This window comes from Micromonospora sp. NPDC051227 (assembly GCF_044455385.1).
Lineage (GTDB): Bacteria > Actinomycetota > Actinomycetes > Mycobacteriales > Micromonosporaceae > Micromonospora.
This window is the reverse complement of the sequence record NZ_JBITET010000013.1, coordinates 103,731-118,787: the sequence shown is the minus strand read 5'-3', so window position 1 is coordinate 118,787 and position 15,057 is coordinate 103,731. Positions and strand designations below refer to the sequence as shown.

The 15,057-nt window shown below is 71.1% G+C and carries 12 protein-coding genes; 6 read left to right on the top strand and 6 right to left on the bottom strand.

Going from position 1 to position 15,057, the window contains the following annotated elements:
* Positions 1-13: 13 nt before the first annotated feature.
* Positions 14-2,761 (bottom strand): BTAD domain-containing putative transcriptional regulator, encoded by a 2,748-nt coding sequence (locus ACIA47_RS26620; protein ID WP_396711178.1) that lies wholly within the window; start codon positions 2,759-2,761, stop codon positions 14-16.
* Positions 2,762-3,152: 391 nt separating this feature from the next.
* Here ACIA47_RS26620 and ACIA47_RS26615 point away from each other — a divergent pair, with 391 nt between their 5' ends.
* The gene (locus ACIA47_RS26615; RefSeq protein WP_396711177.1) at positions 3,153-3,725 is read left to right on the top strand and encodes a peptidoglycan-binding protein; all 573 of its coding nucleotides are present in this window, start codon (positions 3,153-3,155) and stop codon (positions 3,723-3,725) included.
* Between the two features lie 173 nt (positions 3,726-3,898).
* On the opposite strand, the gene ACIA47_RS26610 is transcribed toward ACIA47_RS26615, so the two are convergent.
* The 3 genes from ACIA47_RS26610 to ACIA47_RS26600 form a co-directional block, all read right to left on the bottom strand.
* Positions 3,899-4,417 (bottom strand): TrmH family RNA methyltransferase, encoded by a 519-nt coding sequence (locus ACIA47_RS26610; RefSeq protein ID WP_396711176.1) that lies wholly within the window; start codon positions 4,415-4,417, stop codon positions 3,899-3,901.
* A 210-nt stretch (positions 4,418-4,627) separates the two neighbouring features.
* Positions 4,628-7,111 (bottom strand): DNA topoisomerase (ATP-hydrolyzing) subunit A, encoded by a 2,484-nt coding sequence (locus ACIA47_RS26605; RefSeq protein ID WP_396711175.1) that lies wholly within the window; start codon positions 7,109-7,111, stop codon positions 4,628-4,630.
* Positions 7,112-7,143: 32 nt separating this feature from the next.
* Positions 7,144-9,201, bottom strand: a complete 2,058-nt coding sequence (locus tag ACIA47_RS26600; protein ID WP_203120398.1) for a DNA topoisomerase IV subunit B — start codon at positions 9,199-9,201, stop codon at positions 7,144-7,146.
* 379 nt (positions 9,202-9,580) lie between these two features.
* Here ACIA47_RS26600 and ACIA47_RS26595 point away from each other — a divergent pair, with 379 nt between their 5' ends.
* Both ACIA47_RS26595 and ACIA47_RS26590 read left to right on the top strand, forming a co-directional pair.
* Positions 9,581-10,837 carry a hypothetical protein gene (locus ACIA47_RS26595; RefSeq protein WP_203120399.1) on the top strand — a complete coding sequence of 419 codons (1,257 nt, stop codon included), beginning with the start codon at positions 9,581-9,583 and terminating at the stop codon, positions 10,835-10,837.
* Between the two features lie 141 nt (positions 10,838-10,978).
* On the top strand, positions 10,979-11,842 hold the full coding sequence (locus ACIA47_RS26590; protein ID WP_203120400.1) for an alpha/beta fold hydrolase: 864 nt from the start codon (positions 10,979-10,981) through the stop codon (positions 11,840-11,842).
* Between the two features lie 19 nt (positions 11,843-11,861).
* Here ACIA47_RS26590 and ACIA47_RS26585 read toward each other — a convergent pair whose 3' ends face one another.
* Complete coding sequence (locus ACIA47_RS26585) at positions 11,862-12,032, bottom strand: hypothetical protein (RefSeq protein ID WP_158629581.1); 171 nt, start codon at positions 12,030-12,032, stop codon at positions 11,862-11,864.
* Positions 12,033-12,229: 197 nt separating this feature from the next.
* Here ACIA47_RS26585 and ACIA47_RS26580 point away from each other — a divergent pair, with 197 nt between their 5' ends.
* Complete coding sequence (locus tag ACIA47_RS26580; RefSeq protein ID WP_203120401.1) at positions 12,230-12,853, top strand: hypothetical protein; 624 nt, start codon at positions 12,230-12,232, stop codon at positions 12,851-12,853.
* 200 nt (positions 12,854-13,053) lie between these two features.
* The gene (locus ACIA47_RS26575) at positions 13,054-13,425 is read left to right on the top strand and encodes a hypothetical protein (protein ID WP_396711174.1); all 372 of its coding nucleotides are present in this window, start codon (positions 13,054-13,056) and stop codon (positions 13,423-13,425) included.
* A 36-nt stretch (positions 13,426-13,461) separates the two neighbouring features.
* On the opposite strand, the gene ACIA47_RS26570 is transcribed toward ACIA47_RS26575, so the two are convergent.
* A complete protein-coding gene (locus ACIA47_RS26570; protein ID WP_203120402.1) occupies positions 13,462-14,367 on the bottom strand; it encodes a DUF72 domain-containing protein in 906 nt (301 codons plus the stop codon).
* A 133-nt stretch (positions 14,368-14,500) separates the two neighbouring features.
* On the opposite strand from ACIA47_RS26570, the gene ACIA47_RS26565 reads away from it, so the two are divergent.
* Complete coding sequence (locus ACIA47_RS26565) at positions 14,501-15,004, top strand: DinB family protein (protein WP_396711173.1); 504 nt, start codon at positions 14,501-14,503, stop codon at positions 15,002-15,004.
* Positions 15,005-15,057 lie beyond the last annotated feature (53 nt).

Sequence of the window (15,057 nt, the reverse complement as noted above, 5' to 3'; positions counted from 1 at the left end):
CTGTGGCCCCGCACTAGGACGACGACAGACGTTCGAGGCGGCGGCGGACCTCCTCGGCTGCGGGGTCGCCCACGTCCTCGTAGATCCGCGCGGCCAGTCGCCAAGCGGCAGCGGCAGCGTTGCGGTCACCCATCCCTTCCCGGGTGTCCCCGAGCCGGATGAGGGTCTCCGCCTCGTGATACCGGTCCGCGGAGTCGCGAAAGAGTTTGACCGCCTGCTCGTAGCAGTTGGCCGCGCGGTCGCGTTCACCGAGGCGGTCGTAGGCGAAGCCGAGGCTGTCCAGCGTCGCGGCCTGACCGTTGCGGTCGTCGGTCCGTCGTTGCTGGTCGAGGGCCTCGGTGCAGCTGGCGATGGCCTGGACATAGTCGCCGGTGCTGGCGAGCAGCCAACCGATCGCGTTGAGCGTCCGGGCTTCGCCCGCGTGATTGCCGACCAGCCGGTAGAGCCGCAGCGCCTCGCGACCGTGCGCGAGCGCCTCGTCGAGCCGGCCGTCCAGGTAGCAGAGTTCGCAGTAGTTGTGCAGCGTCTGGGCCTGGCCGATCGGGTCGCCGAGACGTTCGTGCAGCTCAAGCGCACGCTTGAGCCGGTACTCGGCAGTGGTGCGGTCGCCCAGTCGGGTCAGCGCGCGGGAGACCAGCCGGTTGGCGACGGCCTGACCGGCGAGATCGTCGATCTTTTCCGCAGCGCCCAGCGCGACCTCTTGGATGGCGAGTTGGTCCTGCCAGAGGCCGCGCGGCGCCACAAAGGTGGTCAGCGCCCACGCGATCTGCCAGGCATACGTCTCGAAGCCGTTCTCGGCGGCCTGTCGGACCACCCGGACCAGCACTCGATGCTCCGCCGTGAACCAGGCGAGCGCGCCGTCGTGATCGGTCACCGACCACCTGGCGGGTACGGGCAGCGGCGGCATCGGCTCGATCGGGGGCCACTGCGGCTGGAGTAGCCGGGCGGCCGGATAGGCGGCGTGCAGGTAGTGGTCGTACAGGCGCTGTCGGGCTGCGGCGTGTTCGTCGCCGCGCTCCGACGACTGTGCGAGCTCGGCCGCATAGGCGCGCAGAAGATCGTGGAAGGCGAACCGGCCGGGCGCGTGCTCCGCCAGCAGATGGAGCCGGGTCAGTTCCCGCAGGATCGGCGTAACGGCCGCAGCCGACACACCGGCGAGCGCCGAGGCCGCGGCGGTGGTCAGGTCCGGCCCCGGATGCAGCCCCAGCAGGGTGAACAGCCGGGCCGCGTCCACCCCCAGGGCCAGGAACGACCACGAGAAGACGCGCCGGACGTCGCCGTCGGCCAACGCGTCCAGCCTCGCCTCGGCCGAGTGCAGTTCGGCGGCGATCGCGCTGAGCGGGAACGTGGGATGGGTCGCTACACGCGCTGCCACTATCGACAGTGCCAGCGGAAGGCGGCCTGCGGCCTCGATGATGTCGGCCACCGCCACCGACTCGGAGGCGAGCCGGCTGACCCCGAGTCGCCCGGCGAGCAGACTCCTCGACTCCTCCGCCGTGAGCACGTCCAGTGTCAACGGCGTGGCACACTCGGCGGCGATCAGGCCGCCGAGCCAATCACGACTGGTGACCACGGCCATGCAGCGGCCCGCACCGGGCAGCAGGGCGCGCACCTGGGCGGAGTCGCGAGCGTTGTCGAGCACCAGGAGCATCCGGCGGGAGGCCAGCAGGCTGCGGTAGAGACCAGTCCGGGCCTCCATGTCAGAGGGTATCCGGGCGTGGGGCACGCCGAGCGCTTCGAGGAAGCCGGACAGGGCGTCGGGCGGGGACACCACGCCAGCTCCGTCGTAACCGCGAAGGTTCACGTAGAGCTGGCCGTCCGGGAAGCGGTCGGCAACCCGGTGCGCCCAGTGCATCGCCAGGGCCGTCTTGCCGACTCCGGCCATGCCGGACACCACAAAGATGGCCCCGCTCGTCGGCCCCTCAGCCCCGTCGTGCAGAAGCCCGTCGAGGCCCGCCAGCTCGACGGTGCGTCCGACGAACTCCGGCACCGCACGCGGCAGTTGCTCGGGGCGCTGGATGAGCGGCCCCACTGTCGTCTCCGGCGCCGGCCGATCCGGCCCCGTTGGCGGTTGCGCCGTCAGGCCCGGGCGGTGATGCAGGATATCGTCGTACAGCGTGACGAGCTCGGGCGCGGGATCGAGGCCAGTCTCCTCCGCCAGCGTCTGTCGGGCCTGCCGGAAAGCATCCAGTGCGCCAGCCACGTCCCCGATGCGGTACAGGCCCACCATCAGCTGGCCCCACGCCCGCTGCCGCAACGGATGCCGGTCGAGCAGGCCGCGCAACCGGTGCACGACGTCGGCCGACGCGCCGAGGGCCAGCACCGCCTCGGCGTAGTCCTCCTCGACGAGCAGCCGGCGCTCCTCCAACTGCGCCACCCGCCGAGCCAGCGTCGAGCGCAGCGGCAGGTCGGACAGCGGCGCACCACGCCACAGGCGCAAGGCGGCGGAGAGTTCGGCCTCGGCCCGGTCCAGATCGGAAACGGCGAGCGCGTCGCGGCCCCGCGCCGCCGCGGCGTCGAACAGGTCCACGTCACGTTCGCCTGGGCCCACCCGCAGCAGGTAGCCGCCGGCCGCTGCGGTTATCCCATCCCAGGTCGCCCCACCGCCCAGCGACCGCCGCAGCCCGCGCACATACGTGCGCAGATTCGCGGCGGCCGACGCCGGTTCCTCGTCGCCCCACAGCATCGCGGCCAACTCGTTGGTGCCGACGACCTCATTCGGGCGCAGCAGCAGGGTCGCCAGCAGGAGACGCTGTTTCACCGAGCCGAGTGGAACCGACCGGCCGTCGCGGTACACCCGGAACGGACCAAGGAGTTCGAAACGCAACCAGGCACCTCACATGTGGACGCTGCCGTGTGCCGCCACGCGTACCACACCCGGACAAGCGGGCGAGTACATGAGCTGTGCGTGAGTTGTGCGGAGGTTGTACCGGCCCCACCGTACCTTCTCCAAGGGGGGCCCGGGGGCGGTGAGGACGGTTCTACCGTCCTCACCGCGCCATCCAGGAACACCAATCGCAAGGCCTGACCGCACGACCGTTTGTCCACACTGGCGCGAGGCCAACTCGCCTCGTCGTGCCGGGCATGACACCGCCGGCTGGCGCGACGCCCCAGCACCGTTGCCCCTCATGATTCCCGACCAAAGGAGATACATGTCGTCGCTCCGCTCCACCCGCCGCATCCTCAAGGGAGTTGCCGTGCCCGCCATCGGCGCGGCATTGGCCATCGGCGTCAGCGTCACCATCGCCACGCCGGCCGCAGCCAGCGGCTCCTACACGGGCCGGGCGTTCGTCCATGGCACCGGCGCGGTGTCTGACGACTTCGATGACGAAGGCGTCACCAACGTCACCACCCACCGCAACTCGAACGTCGCCTGTCTCTGGCAGACCATTCTCTGGGCGAATGGCTACCTGCCCTCGTCCGGAGTCGACGGCGTCTTCGGCGACCAGACCGATGCCGCGACGAAGAACTTCCAGCGCGACAAGGGCCTCTCAGCGGATGGCTCCGCAGGCCGGAACAGCTGGACGAAGGCCGGCGACAAGCTGGTGCAGCACGACAACCAGAACGGATGGCTGTACGTGGTGTACCACGGGGCGACGGGTTCCCGGAGCCCGTACGGCTCGCACCAGTTCGTCCTACAGCGTTCGCCCGACGGGAACTACCGCTTCTACCCGCCCCAGGGCAGCGGCCCCTACTGGGCCGCCTACAACTCCCGCACCTGCTGACCTCGCCCAACCCGGCGGTCTGACCAACTGAGCGTCATCGGGAGTGGCCCGACGCCCGCGCGGTGACCAGCGACTCGCACGGTAGGCCCGGACGCGACGGGACCGGTTGTCCGGACCTACCGTGCGGTTCTCCGGCCCGATCGCCATTGATCCAGCGGCGACCGGGCGCCGTACTAGAGGAGGCCGGCCAGTTTGTAGAGGACCAGGGAGCCGGCTACCGCGACGTTCAGGCTGTGGCCGTGGCCGACCATGGGAATCTCCACCGCCGCGTCCAGCTGGTCGAGCGCCTCGGGCGGGATGCCGGTCGCCTCGTGGCCCAACAGCACCACGGTGCGCCCCCGAGCGGCGGGCAGATCACCGAGCCGGACGGCCTCGTCGGCCAGTTCCACCCCGAGGACCCGGCTGCCGGCGGCCCGTTCGGCGGCCAGCCAACGCAGCGGACTGCCGACCCGGTGAACGCAGCCCGGCCGGCGCAGCGTGTTGCCCCGGGCCAGGGCCTCGTCCACCCAACGGAACGGTGGCACGGCGAGGCAGGCGCCGACCGCGTCGCACGTACGCAACAGGGTGCCCAGGTTGGCGCCGTGCAGCGGCCAGAGTGGCGCGGCGATCAGGTGACCCCAACAGCGGTGGGGCCGGGGACGGCGGGCGGCGCGTAGCTCACGCCTCGGCCGGACCCGGATGGCGGCGCTCACGCCGCGCCGGCGACTCCGCCGGACAGGATAGAAATCATGTTGAGGGGCGCTTCGCGGTGCACCCGGACCCTCACCGACAACAGAGGGCACCACCATACCGTGCTGGCGGAGACCCCACCCCGCATGATCGTGCTCAATCCAGGATCGAGCACGATCTTCGGGCCGCAGGTGCCGGACCGGCCCGGGGGGCGGTGCGACAACGCGGGTGGGTCAGTCGCGTTCGATCAGGTGGCCTACCACCGTCGGGCCGAGCATCACCGCGAAGCCGCTGCCGTCGCGGCGTGGGTCCGCCGCGGGCAGCTCCACCGGGTCGCCGGTGGCTGTCGCGCCGACCGGTCGCGGGCCCACCCAGGCAACGGCCACGTCCGTCTCACCCTTGAGGAAGCGGTGCGCACGCACGCCGCCGGTCGCCCGGCCCTTCGCCGGGTACGCCTTGAACGGCGTCACCTTGACAGTCGCGCCGGTGGAGGTGACCACCATCGGCTCACCGTGCCCCGGGTCGTCGGTGCGCACCGCGCCGAAGAACGCGACCCGCGCCCCGGCCGGCAGGTTGATGCCGGCCATACCGCCGCCCTTGAGGCCCTGCGGCCGGACCAACCCGGCGGGGAAGCGCAACAGCGACGCCTCCGAGGTGACGAAGGTCAGCGTCTCGGTGCCGTCGGTCAGCCAGGTCGCCCCGACCACCTCGTCACCGTCGCGCAGACCGATCACCTCGAACTCGTCGGAGCGAACCGGCCACTCCGGCGAGCAGATCTTCACCGCGCCCTGCCGGGTGCCCAACGCCAGCCCCGGTGAGCCCTCCGCCTGCCCGCCCAGCGGGGCCAGGCCGACGACGGTCTCCCCCGCCGCCAACGGCACCAGCTCGGCCGCGGACATACCGCCACGCAGTGACACAGTGCCCGCCTGCTCGGGCAGCACCGGCAGCGGCAGGACGTCGACCTTGAACGCCCGACCGGCGCTGGTCAACAGCAGCACCCGACCACGGGCGGTGGAGTGCGCGATGGCGCGTACCGTGTCGTGCTTGACCCGGCCGTTGCGTCGGCGCCCCTCGGAGCTCTCCTCCGACTCGGCCGCGGTCCGCGCGACCAGCCCGGTCGCGGAGAGGATCACCTGGCACGGGTCGTCGGCGACCTCCAGCGGGCCGGCCGGTGCGGACGCGGCCAGCACCTCCTTCAGGTCACCGTCGACAAGCGTCGTACGACGATCGGTGGCGAACTGCTTGACCACGGCCGCCAACTCGTCGGAGACCACCTTCTTGAGCACCCGCTCGTCGTCGAGGATCTTGCTCAGCTCGGCGATCTCGGAGCGCAGCCGCTCCTGCTCGGCCTCCAGCTCGATCCGGTCGAACTTCGTCAACCGGCGCAACGGCGTGTCCAGGATGTACGTGGCCTGGATGTCGGAGAGGCCGAACCGGCTCATCAGCCCGTCCTTCGCGGCCTGCGCGTCGTCGCTGCCCCGGATCAGCCGGACCACCTCGTCGATGTCCAGCAGCGCGATCAGCAGACCGTCGACCAGGTGCAGCCGCTCCTGACGCTTGCGCCGACGGTACGAGGTACGCCGGGTGACCACCTCGTACCGGTGGGCCAGGAAGACCTCCAGCAGCGCCTTGAGGCCCAGCGTGCGCGGCTGCCCGTCGACCAGGACCAGGTTGTTGACGCCGAACGACTGCTCCAGGGGGGTCAGCCGGTAGAGGTCGGCGAGCAGCGCCTGCGGGTTGACCCCGACCTTGCACTCGACGACGAGCCGGGTGCCGCTCTCCCGGTCGGTGAGGTCCTTGACGTCGGCGATGCCGGTCAGCCGCTTGGTCTTGGTGACCTCGTTGGTGATCGCGGCGATGACCTTTTCCGCGCCGACGCCGTAGGGCAGCTCGACCACGGTGATCGCCTGACGGCCCCGGCTGCCCTCGATCGGGCCGATCTCCACCTTGCCGCGCATCCGCACCACGCCACGCCCGGTCTCGTACGCCCGGCGCACCTCGTCCAGGCCGAGCAGCACCCCACCGGTGGGCAGGTCGGGGCCGGGGACGAACTCCATGAGTTTGTCCAGAGTGGCGTCAGGGTGGTTGATCAGCCAGCGGGCCGCGGAGACGACCTCCGCCAGGTTGTGCGGGATCATGTTGGTGGCCATCCCGACCGCGATCCCGGACGCGCCGTTGACCAGCAGGTTGGGGAAGGCCGCCGGCAGCACTGTCGGCTGGGTCAGCGACCCGTCGTAGTTGGGCTCGACGTCGACGGTGTCCTCGCCCAGCTCACCGACGAGCAGCATGGCCTCGCGGGACATCCGCGCTTCGGTGTAACGCGACGCGGCCGGGCCGTCGTCGGGGCTGCCGAAGTTGCCGTGCCCGTCGATGAGCGGGACGTTGAGGGAGAAGTCCTGCGCGAGGCGGACCATGGCGTCGTAGATCGCCGTGTCCCCGTGGGGATGGTACTTTCCCATCGTATCCCCGACAATTCGGGCGGACTTCACGTGCCCACGGTCGGGGCGGTAGCCCTGCTCGTACATCGACCAGAGGATGCGCCGGTGCACGGGCTTGAGGCCGTCGCGCGCGTCGGGCAGGGCGCGGGAGTGGATGACCGAGAACGCGTACTCCAGGTAGGAGTCGGAGACCTCGGTGACCAGCGGGTTGTCGAAGACCCGCGCGCCGGCCTGGTCGAACGAGGAGAGGTCGACCTTGTTTTCCTTACGGCGTGCCATGACTCAGCTCTCCATCGGAACGGAACGGGCGCTCATGCGTCGATCGCATCCCGGTCGACGCGGTCGGCGGAGTCGATGAGCCAGTTGCGGCGCGGCTCGACCTTCTCGCCCATCAGCAGTTCGAGGATGCGTTCGGCGGCGTCGACGTCGTCGAGGGTGATCCGGCGGACGGCACGGGTGGCCGGGTTCATCGTGGTGTCCCACAGCTCGTCGGCGTCCATCTCACCGAGACCCTTGAACCGTGGGATGGGCGTGACGATCTGCTTGCCGGCCTTTTCCAGCTTGCGGACCGTCGTCTCCATCTCGGCCTGCGTGTAGGTGTAGACGGTCTGCGGGCTGCGCCCCTTGGTGGTGATCTTGTGTAGGGGCGGCATCGCGGCGTAGAGCCGACCGGCCTCGATCAACGGTCGCATGTACCGGGCGAACAGGGTGATCAGCAGCGTACGGATGTGGGCGCCGTCCACGTCGGCGTCGGCCATGATCAGCACACGGCCGTAGCGCAGCGCGGAGAGGTCGAAGGTACGCCCCGAGCCGGCGCCGAGAACCTGCACGATGGCCGCGCACTCGGCATTGTCCAGCACCTGCTGGAGGTTGGCCTTCTGGACATTGAGGATCTTGCCGCGGATCGGCAGCAGCGCCTGGTATTCCGAGGAACGGGCCATCCGGCTCGTCCCCAGTGCGCTGTCACCCTCGACGATGAACAGCTCACTGCGATCGATGCCGGTCGCCCGGCAGTCGACCAGCTTCGGCGGCATGGACGCGCCCTCCAGGGCGGTCTTGCGCCGGGCGGCGTCCTTCTGTTGCTTCTGGGTGAGTCGCACCCGGGCGGCGTCGACGATCTTCTGCAGGACGGTGCGCGCCTCGGCCTTGGTGCGCCGGTCCTCCAGCCAGGCTTTGATGTGCGCGTCGACCAGGGACTGGAGAACCTTGGTGATGCCGGTGGTGGAGAGCTCGTCCTTGGTCTGCGAGGTGAACTGCGGCTCGGGGATCCGCACGTGCACCACCGCCGTCATCCCCTCCAGGACGTCGTCCAGGGTGGGTGGCTCCTCCTTGGCCTTGAGCAGACCGCGGGTGTTGCGGATCGCGTCGGCGAGCGCGCGGACCAGGGCCCGCTCGAAGCCCTTGCGGTGGGTGCCGCCGTGCGCGTTGCGGATGGTGTTGGTGAAGCACTCGACCGTGCGCTCGTAACCGGTGCCCCACCGGAACGCCACCTCGACCTCGGCGCGCCGCTGCACGTTGGACTGCATGACACCGTTGGCGTCGGCGGCGTTCTCCCGGTAGGTGCCCTCGCCGTTGACCAGCAGGGTGCCGGAGACCGGCCGGTCGCCGGCCGGGGCGAGGAACTCCACCATGTCGCTGAGCCCGTTGGGGTAGTGGAACCGCTCCTCGGCGGGCGCCTCGCCGGTCAGGTCGCGCAGCAGGTAGGTCACGCCGGGGACCAGGAACGCGGTGTTGCGCAGCTTCATCCGGACGGCGTCGACGTCGAGCGCCGCCCCGGTCTCGAAGTAGCGGGCGTCGTGCCACCAGCGGATCGAGGTGCCGGTGCGCTGGCCGCGCTTCATGGCGCCGGCCACCTGGAGCCCGGGGCCGGCGGTGAAGGGGGCGTCCGGCCCGTCGCCGTCGAAGATGCCCGGGACGCCGTGCCGGAACGACATCGCGTGGATCTTGCCGGCCCGGCGGACGGTCACGTCGAAGCGGCGGGACAGCGCGTTGACCGCCGACGCGCCGACGCCGTGCAGGCCGCCGGAGGTCTTGTAGCCGGAGCCGCCGAACTTGCCGCCGGCGTGCAGCCGGGTCAGCACCAGCTCGACGCCGGAGATGCCGGACTTGGCGTGCACGTCGGTGGGGATGCCCCGGCCGTCGTCGTCGACCTGCACCGAGCCGTCGGCGTGCAGGATCACCTCGACGTGGCTGGCGTGACCGGCGACACCCTCGTCGGTGGAGTTGTCGAGGATCTCGTTGACGAGGTGACCCACGCCACGGCTGTCGGTGGAACCGATGTACATGCCGGGCCGCTTGCGGACAGCGTCCAGCCCCTCAAGGTGGGTGAGGTCATCGGCCCCGTACAGGGTGTCAGGCTCTGCGGTCAACTGGTCGTACTCCCCGGTCTCGGCGGTGTGCTGCCGGTTACCGGCGACATCAGCCGGCGTGGCGCGCCGCAGCGAGCCTAGCCCGAGGCTAGGACAAGTGTCGGAGGCCCCGCGCGACCCGCCGCGCGTCGGTCCACGGACGTGAGCCAGCAGACAGCATCAGGTGATCATGGGATCACCCAGGGAGACCGTGGCCGGCCCGCTCCCGACGCTCACGACGATCGCGACCGATTGAGCGCAGGAGCTGACCTCAGCGGTGCGCCTACACACGCGTGTCTTTCACCGAACGAATCTGTTACGGGCCATTGACGCCCGTTGCACGAGGGTGATGTGATCTCGCTCTCAGAGAATCTTTCATCTTTCGATGGTTGGGGGCCCCATGCCCAGGTTCCGGCGTACCGCGCTCGCCGCGGGACTAACGATCGCCATGGCCGCGTTGTCGACCGCCGTCGCGCTGCCCGCACCCGCGTCCGCCGCGTTGCCCACCGCCGCGGTGGCACTCGGGGACAGCTTCATCAGTGGCGAGGGCGCCGGGGCGTACACCCCGGTCGTTGACGTCAACGGAGTCAGCCAGGGCTTCCCCGGTTGGACCGCGGCGAACAACAACGCGTTCTTCTGCCACCGCTCGGCGAACGCCTCGCTCAACCAGGCCAACCTGCCGGGCATCCAGAACCGGTTCAACCTGGCCTGCTCCGGTGGTCAGCCACACGACATCGCCAACGCCTCCCAGGCGCGGACCAACGGTCGTACCGTCGCCTCGCAGCTGAGTCAGCTGCGCGCTGTCGCGCAGACCCAGGACATCGACCTGGTGCTGGTCGGCCTCGGCTCCAACAACAGCTCGTTCACCTTCGGCAGTGTCGCGGAGAAGTGCGCCAACCGGTTCATCGCCGACGCCTGGACCGGCTGGTGGGAGTTCTGGGCGTACCTGAACGGGCCGGTGGAGCAGAAGCCGTGCAGCGACGCCGACCTGGCCACCGCCGCGCAGCTCAGCGCCGCGACCGCGGAGACCACCGCGGCCGTACGCCAGATCCTGACCACCCTCGACCAGGTGGACGCGGACGGGCAGCACCGGGTGGTGTTTCAGGACTACACGAACCCGCTGCCGTTGGACCTGAACCAGCAGTTCCACGAGGAGGACAGCCGGGACGACACCCGGGACAAGTTCCGTGACCTGGGTGCCGAGCGGTACGCGGGCGGTTGCCCGATCCACCGGGCCAGCCTGGCGCCGGGGCACCGCTTCTCCCAGGGCCTGGGCAGCATCGTGAAGTCCACCCGGGACACTCTGGCCGCCGAGTTCCCCGCCGACGAGCTGGTGTACCTGAACGTGCAGCAGGCCTTCAACGGCGCCCGGCTCTGCGAGCAGACCAGCAGCCCGAGCGGCGCGCTGGCCACTCCGATCCGGCTTCAGGACGGCGCGACCGGCACCTTCGTCACCAGCCTCGCCGGCAAGGACAAGATCGCCATTCAGCGCATCGCCAACACCTGCGTCACCTACTTCCAGACCTGCCAGGAGTCGTGGCACCCGAACGCCACCGGGCACCAGGTGCTCGGCCAGTGCCTCAGCGGCGCGGCCTCCACCAGCGCCCGTTCGGTGGCCTGCGTGCGGGCCAGCAACGGGGCGATCTCAGTCTCCTGACCGCAGCGTCCCTCGGAGGGCTCCGCCATTCGGCGGGGCCCTCCGTCGCGTCCGTCGAGCGCGCGGCACGTCCGCCCACCGCTGTCGTGGGCTCCACGCCTGCTACTACCCGCCGGTAACGTCAGGCCGTAGTCTGGGCCGGTGAACGGGGACCCGGAGTACGCGCAGGAGTTCGTCGATGTCGACGGTGGCCGGTTGGGTGTGCAGGTCTATCCGGAGCCGGACGGGGTGCCGGCCGCGCCGGTGGTCGTGATCTGGCCCGCGATGGGGGTCCGGGCCCGGTACTACCGGCCCTTCGCCGCCGCGCTGCGCGCCGCCGGACTGGCCGTGGTCGTGGCCGACCTGCGCGGCACCGGGGCGAGCACGCCCGCGCCGAGTCGGGCGGACCGGCACGGTTACGCCGAACTGGCCGACGACGTCGGCGCCGTCCTGGCCGCCCTCAAGCCACGTCTGGACGGACGAACCCGACTGCTCCTCGGGCACTCGCTCGGCGGGCAGGCCGCGCTGCTGCACCTCGCCCTGCACGGCAGCGGCGAGGTGGACGGGTTGGCGCTGCTGGCGGTCGGCATCCCGTACTGGCGGAGCTATCCGGGCCGGCGCGGCCTCGGCGTACTGCCCTACACCCAGGGGATCGCCGCCACGGCGGCGCTGCTCGGGGTCTGGCCGGGCTGGGGCTTCGGCGGTCGGCAGGCACGCGGCGTGATCCGCGACTGGGCCCACACCGCGCGGACCGGCCGATTCCCCCGGCTCGACGGTACGGACACCGAGGCCGCCGTCCGCGCGGTGCGGACCCCGGTGCTGGCCGTCAGTGTGGACGACGACCAGTTCACCCCGCACGAGACCATGGACCACCTCTGCGCGAAGCTCGCCGGCGCCCCGGTGACCCGGGAGCGGTACACAGTGGCGCAGGCCGGTACGACGTTGGACCACTTCACCTGGGTCCGCGCCAGCAATCCGCTGGCGCGGCGGATCGCCGGTTTCGTCGGCGACCTGCCGCCCCGCTGAGCCGAACCGGCCGGTCGGCTCACTCGTCCTGGTCCAGCGGCACCAGTTCACCGTCCCGCTCCACCTGAATCTCGGCGTGCTCCTTGCGGGGTGCGACCTCTGCGGTGTTCCGGTGTGGGTCGTTGTCGGGGTGCATGAGCACCGCGTCTGTTTTGGGGGTCTTCTCCCGGCTCTCGTCCGGCTGTGACATCGCGTTCCCCTCTCGTCGGCGTCGCTCGGGATCTACCCACCACCGGGCGAACGACTCCTGCTCGGGGCAGATCGACCCGCCGACGCCACGGATGTCCGGTAGCGGCCCTCCACCGCGCGGATCGGCCCGCCCGGGGCGGGGTTAGCCGCCCGACCGGCGGGTAAGCCGCACCGCCCGACACGGCGGAAGGGGATCACATGTCCGAACGGCATACCGCACTGCGCTCGATGCACGATCTGGGCCTGGCGGCCTGGTTTGGCGGCTCCCTCATGGGTGCCTTCGGCGTCAACGGCGCAGCGGCGAAAATCAGCGACTCGACCCAGCGGCTCCCGGTCGCCTCGGCCGGATGGTCCAAGTGGACGCCGGTCAACGCGGCCGCGATCGGCGCGCACCTGGCCGGCGCTGTCGGCGAGCTGGTGACCGAGAGCCCACGGGTGGCGGCCCAGTCCGGCGTCGCCCGGGCCAGCGCCATCAAGACCGCGTTGACCATCGGCGCGCTCGCGGTCACCGGCTACAGCCGATTGCTCGGCATGCGGCTGGAGAAGGCCGGCGGACCGTCGGTGAGCGGCGCCACCGAGCCGAACCACCAGACCCCGGCCAGTGTTGCCTCGTCGCAGCGGCAGATGAAGCTGCTCCAGTGGGCCATTCCGGCGCTGACCGGGACCCTGGTCGTGGTCACCGCGTACATGAGTGAGCAGCAGAAGCCCGGCCAGGTGTTCCGCGGCATGCTCGGTCGCGCCGGTGGGATGAAGGGCGCCTCGAAGAGCATGATCAAGATGGGAATGAACGGCAAGCGGCCGATGGCGATGGCCGGACGCTGAACGTCGGGCCGGCCGGCGTCCCGCCGCCACCTCGACGGCGGGGCGCTGGCCGGCCCTACGCGAGCACCGCAGCGATGACGGGTCGGCGCCCGCAGCGGCGGGCGCCGGCGACATGTCGTACACCGGGCTCGGGCGGGCGGCCCCGGCCCGAGGACTGCACATCGTCCGCCGCTGGCGGCGGACCGACGAGCGGGGTGGCCATGACGGCGCACAAGGGGCGCAGCGGTGACAACGACCGGCAGGAGCCGGAGGCGACCAAGCCGTGGGGCACCGGCGACGGCTTCGACGCCGACGCGCCCTGGGGCACGGCCGACGACTCACCGATGGACGAGGGCAGCGAGGAGACAGCGGTGCCCGAGGGACGGCGCGGCGAGCGACGCGCGGGTGCTCCGGCGGGCCGGTCGGACCCGGCGGGACGGCACGGCTTCGGCTCGGTCGAGCCGACCCGTACGACGATGGCCGGACCGGGCGCCCCACCCGATCCCGCCCCCAGCGGCCGGAGCTTCCCCGACGACGCGGACATCGGCGAGTCGACCCAGGACGCCCTGCGCAGCCGGGGACGGCGGTCCTGAGCGGACCGGCGCCCGGCCGAGCGGCCCGTGCCGCGATCAGCCGGTCGCCGGAGCGGCCTGCTCGACGACCATCGTCTCGGCGAGCAGTTGCGCCAGCCGAGTGGCGTCGCGCTGGGCCTGCCCGGCGCAGCAGTTGTTGAACAGCACGTGCAGCTCGTCGGGGAGATCGGCGAACTCGGCCAGCCGTCCGGCCCAGTGCCGCAGCTCGTCCTCGGCGTACGCGTACCGGAACTTCTCCTGCTTGTCGCCAGCGCCCCAGGCGTCGCTGTGACCGTGGAACCGGACGATCGCCGGTTCCGCCGTCATGGTCAGGATCGGTGGCACCGACGACGGATGCCCCTGTGGCATGTCGACGCAGACCACTGACAGGTCGTGGGCGCGTAGCAGGTCCAGAGTGTCCGCGGCCGCGTCGTCGTCCAACCAGGAGCCGTGCCGCAGCTCCACAGCGACAGGCCACGGCTGGCAGCGCTGCGCCAGCTCGACGATCCGGCGTTCGGCCGCGGGGCTGCGCACCAGCCACGGCGGGAACTGCAACATCACCACACCCAGCTTGCCGGCCGCCGCGATCGGGTCGAGGGCCGCGCGGAACCGGGCCCACAGCTCGTCGTACGCCGGCTCCGGTAGGTCCCGGCGGCGGATCCGGCTCGGGCCGCTGGTCGGTCGCAGGTCCCGGGGCAGCACGGCGACCGGTGTCGGGTGACCGGTGAAGAGGCTGAACGCCTTGACGTCGAAGGTGAAGTCGTCGGGTGTGGCGTCCACCCAGCCCTGGGTCGTCTCCGGCACCGGGATGGCGTAGTAGGACGTGTCCACCTCGACCATCGGGAACTGGCTGGCGTAGAAGCCCAGTCGACGGGCCGGCGTGCTGGCCGAGCGCGGGTACCACCCGGAGCGCAGCAGGGTCTGGTCCGCCCAGGACGACGTGCCCACCTTAATCACACCCATGTCGTTCAGTGGACCGCCACCGGCGCGGATCGGCAACCGCTGGCGGGTCTTCGGTCGTGGAGGTGTCGTGCCCGAGAGTGTCGGTGCCTCGCCCTACGGTGGCACCGGGTGGACATCAACGAAGGGTGGCGGCATGACCAGCACTGAGCAGCTCACCGGTGAGCGCACCGACCTCCTGCAGAGCCTGCGCAGGCACCGCGGTTTCCTCTTGCAGACGGTCGACGGGCTCACCGACGAGCAGGCGGCCAACCGCCCCACCGTCAGTGGGCTCTGCCTCGGTGGCCTCATCAAGCACGTGTCCGGCGTCGAGCACCGGTGGATGCTCTTCGCCGTCGGCGGCGCGGAGGCGATGGGCCGCGAGGAGATCGACTGGGTCGGTCAGTTCCAGATGTTGCCGGGCGAGACACTCGCCGGGTTGGTCGAGCGCTTCCAGAAGGTGGCCGCTCAGACCGACGAGTTGATCGGCACCCTCGACCTGGACGCGGCGCACCCGCTGCCGCAGGCGCCGTGGTTCGAGCCGGGGGCGAGTTGGACAATCCGGCGGGTGCTGCTGCACCTGATCGCCGAGACGGCCCAGCACGCCGGGCACGCCGACATCCTGCGGGAGTCGATCGACGGCGCCAAGACCATGGGCTGACCCTGACCCTGGGCGATCGGCGCTGGCGGGTGCCGCGCTGGTCGCCGACGGGC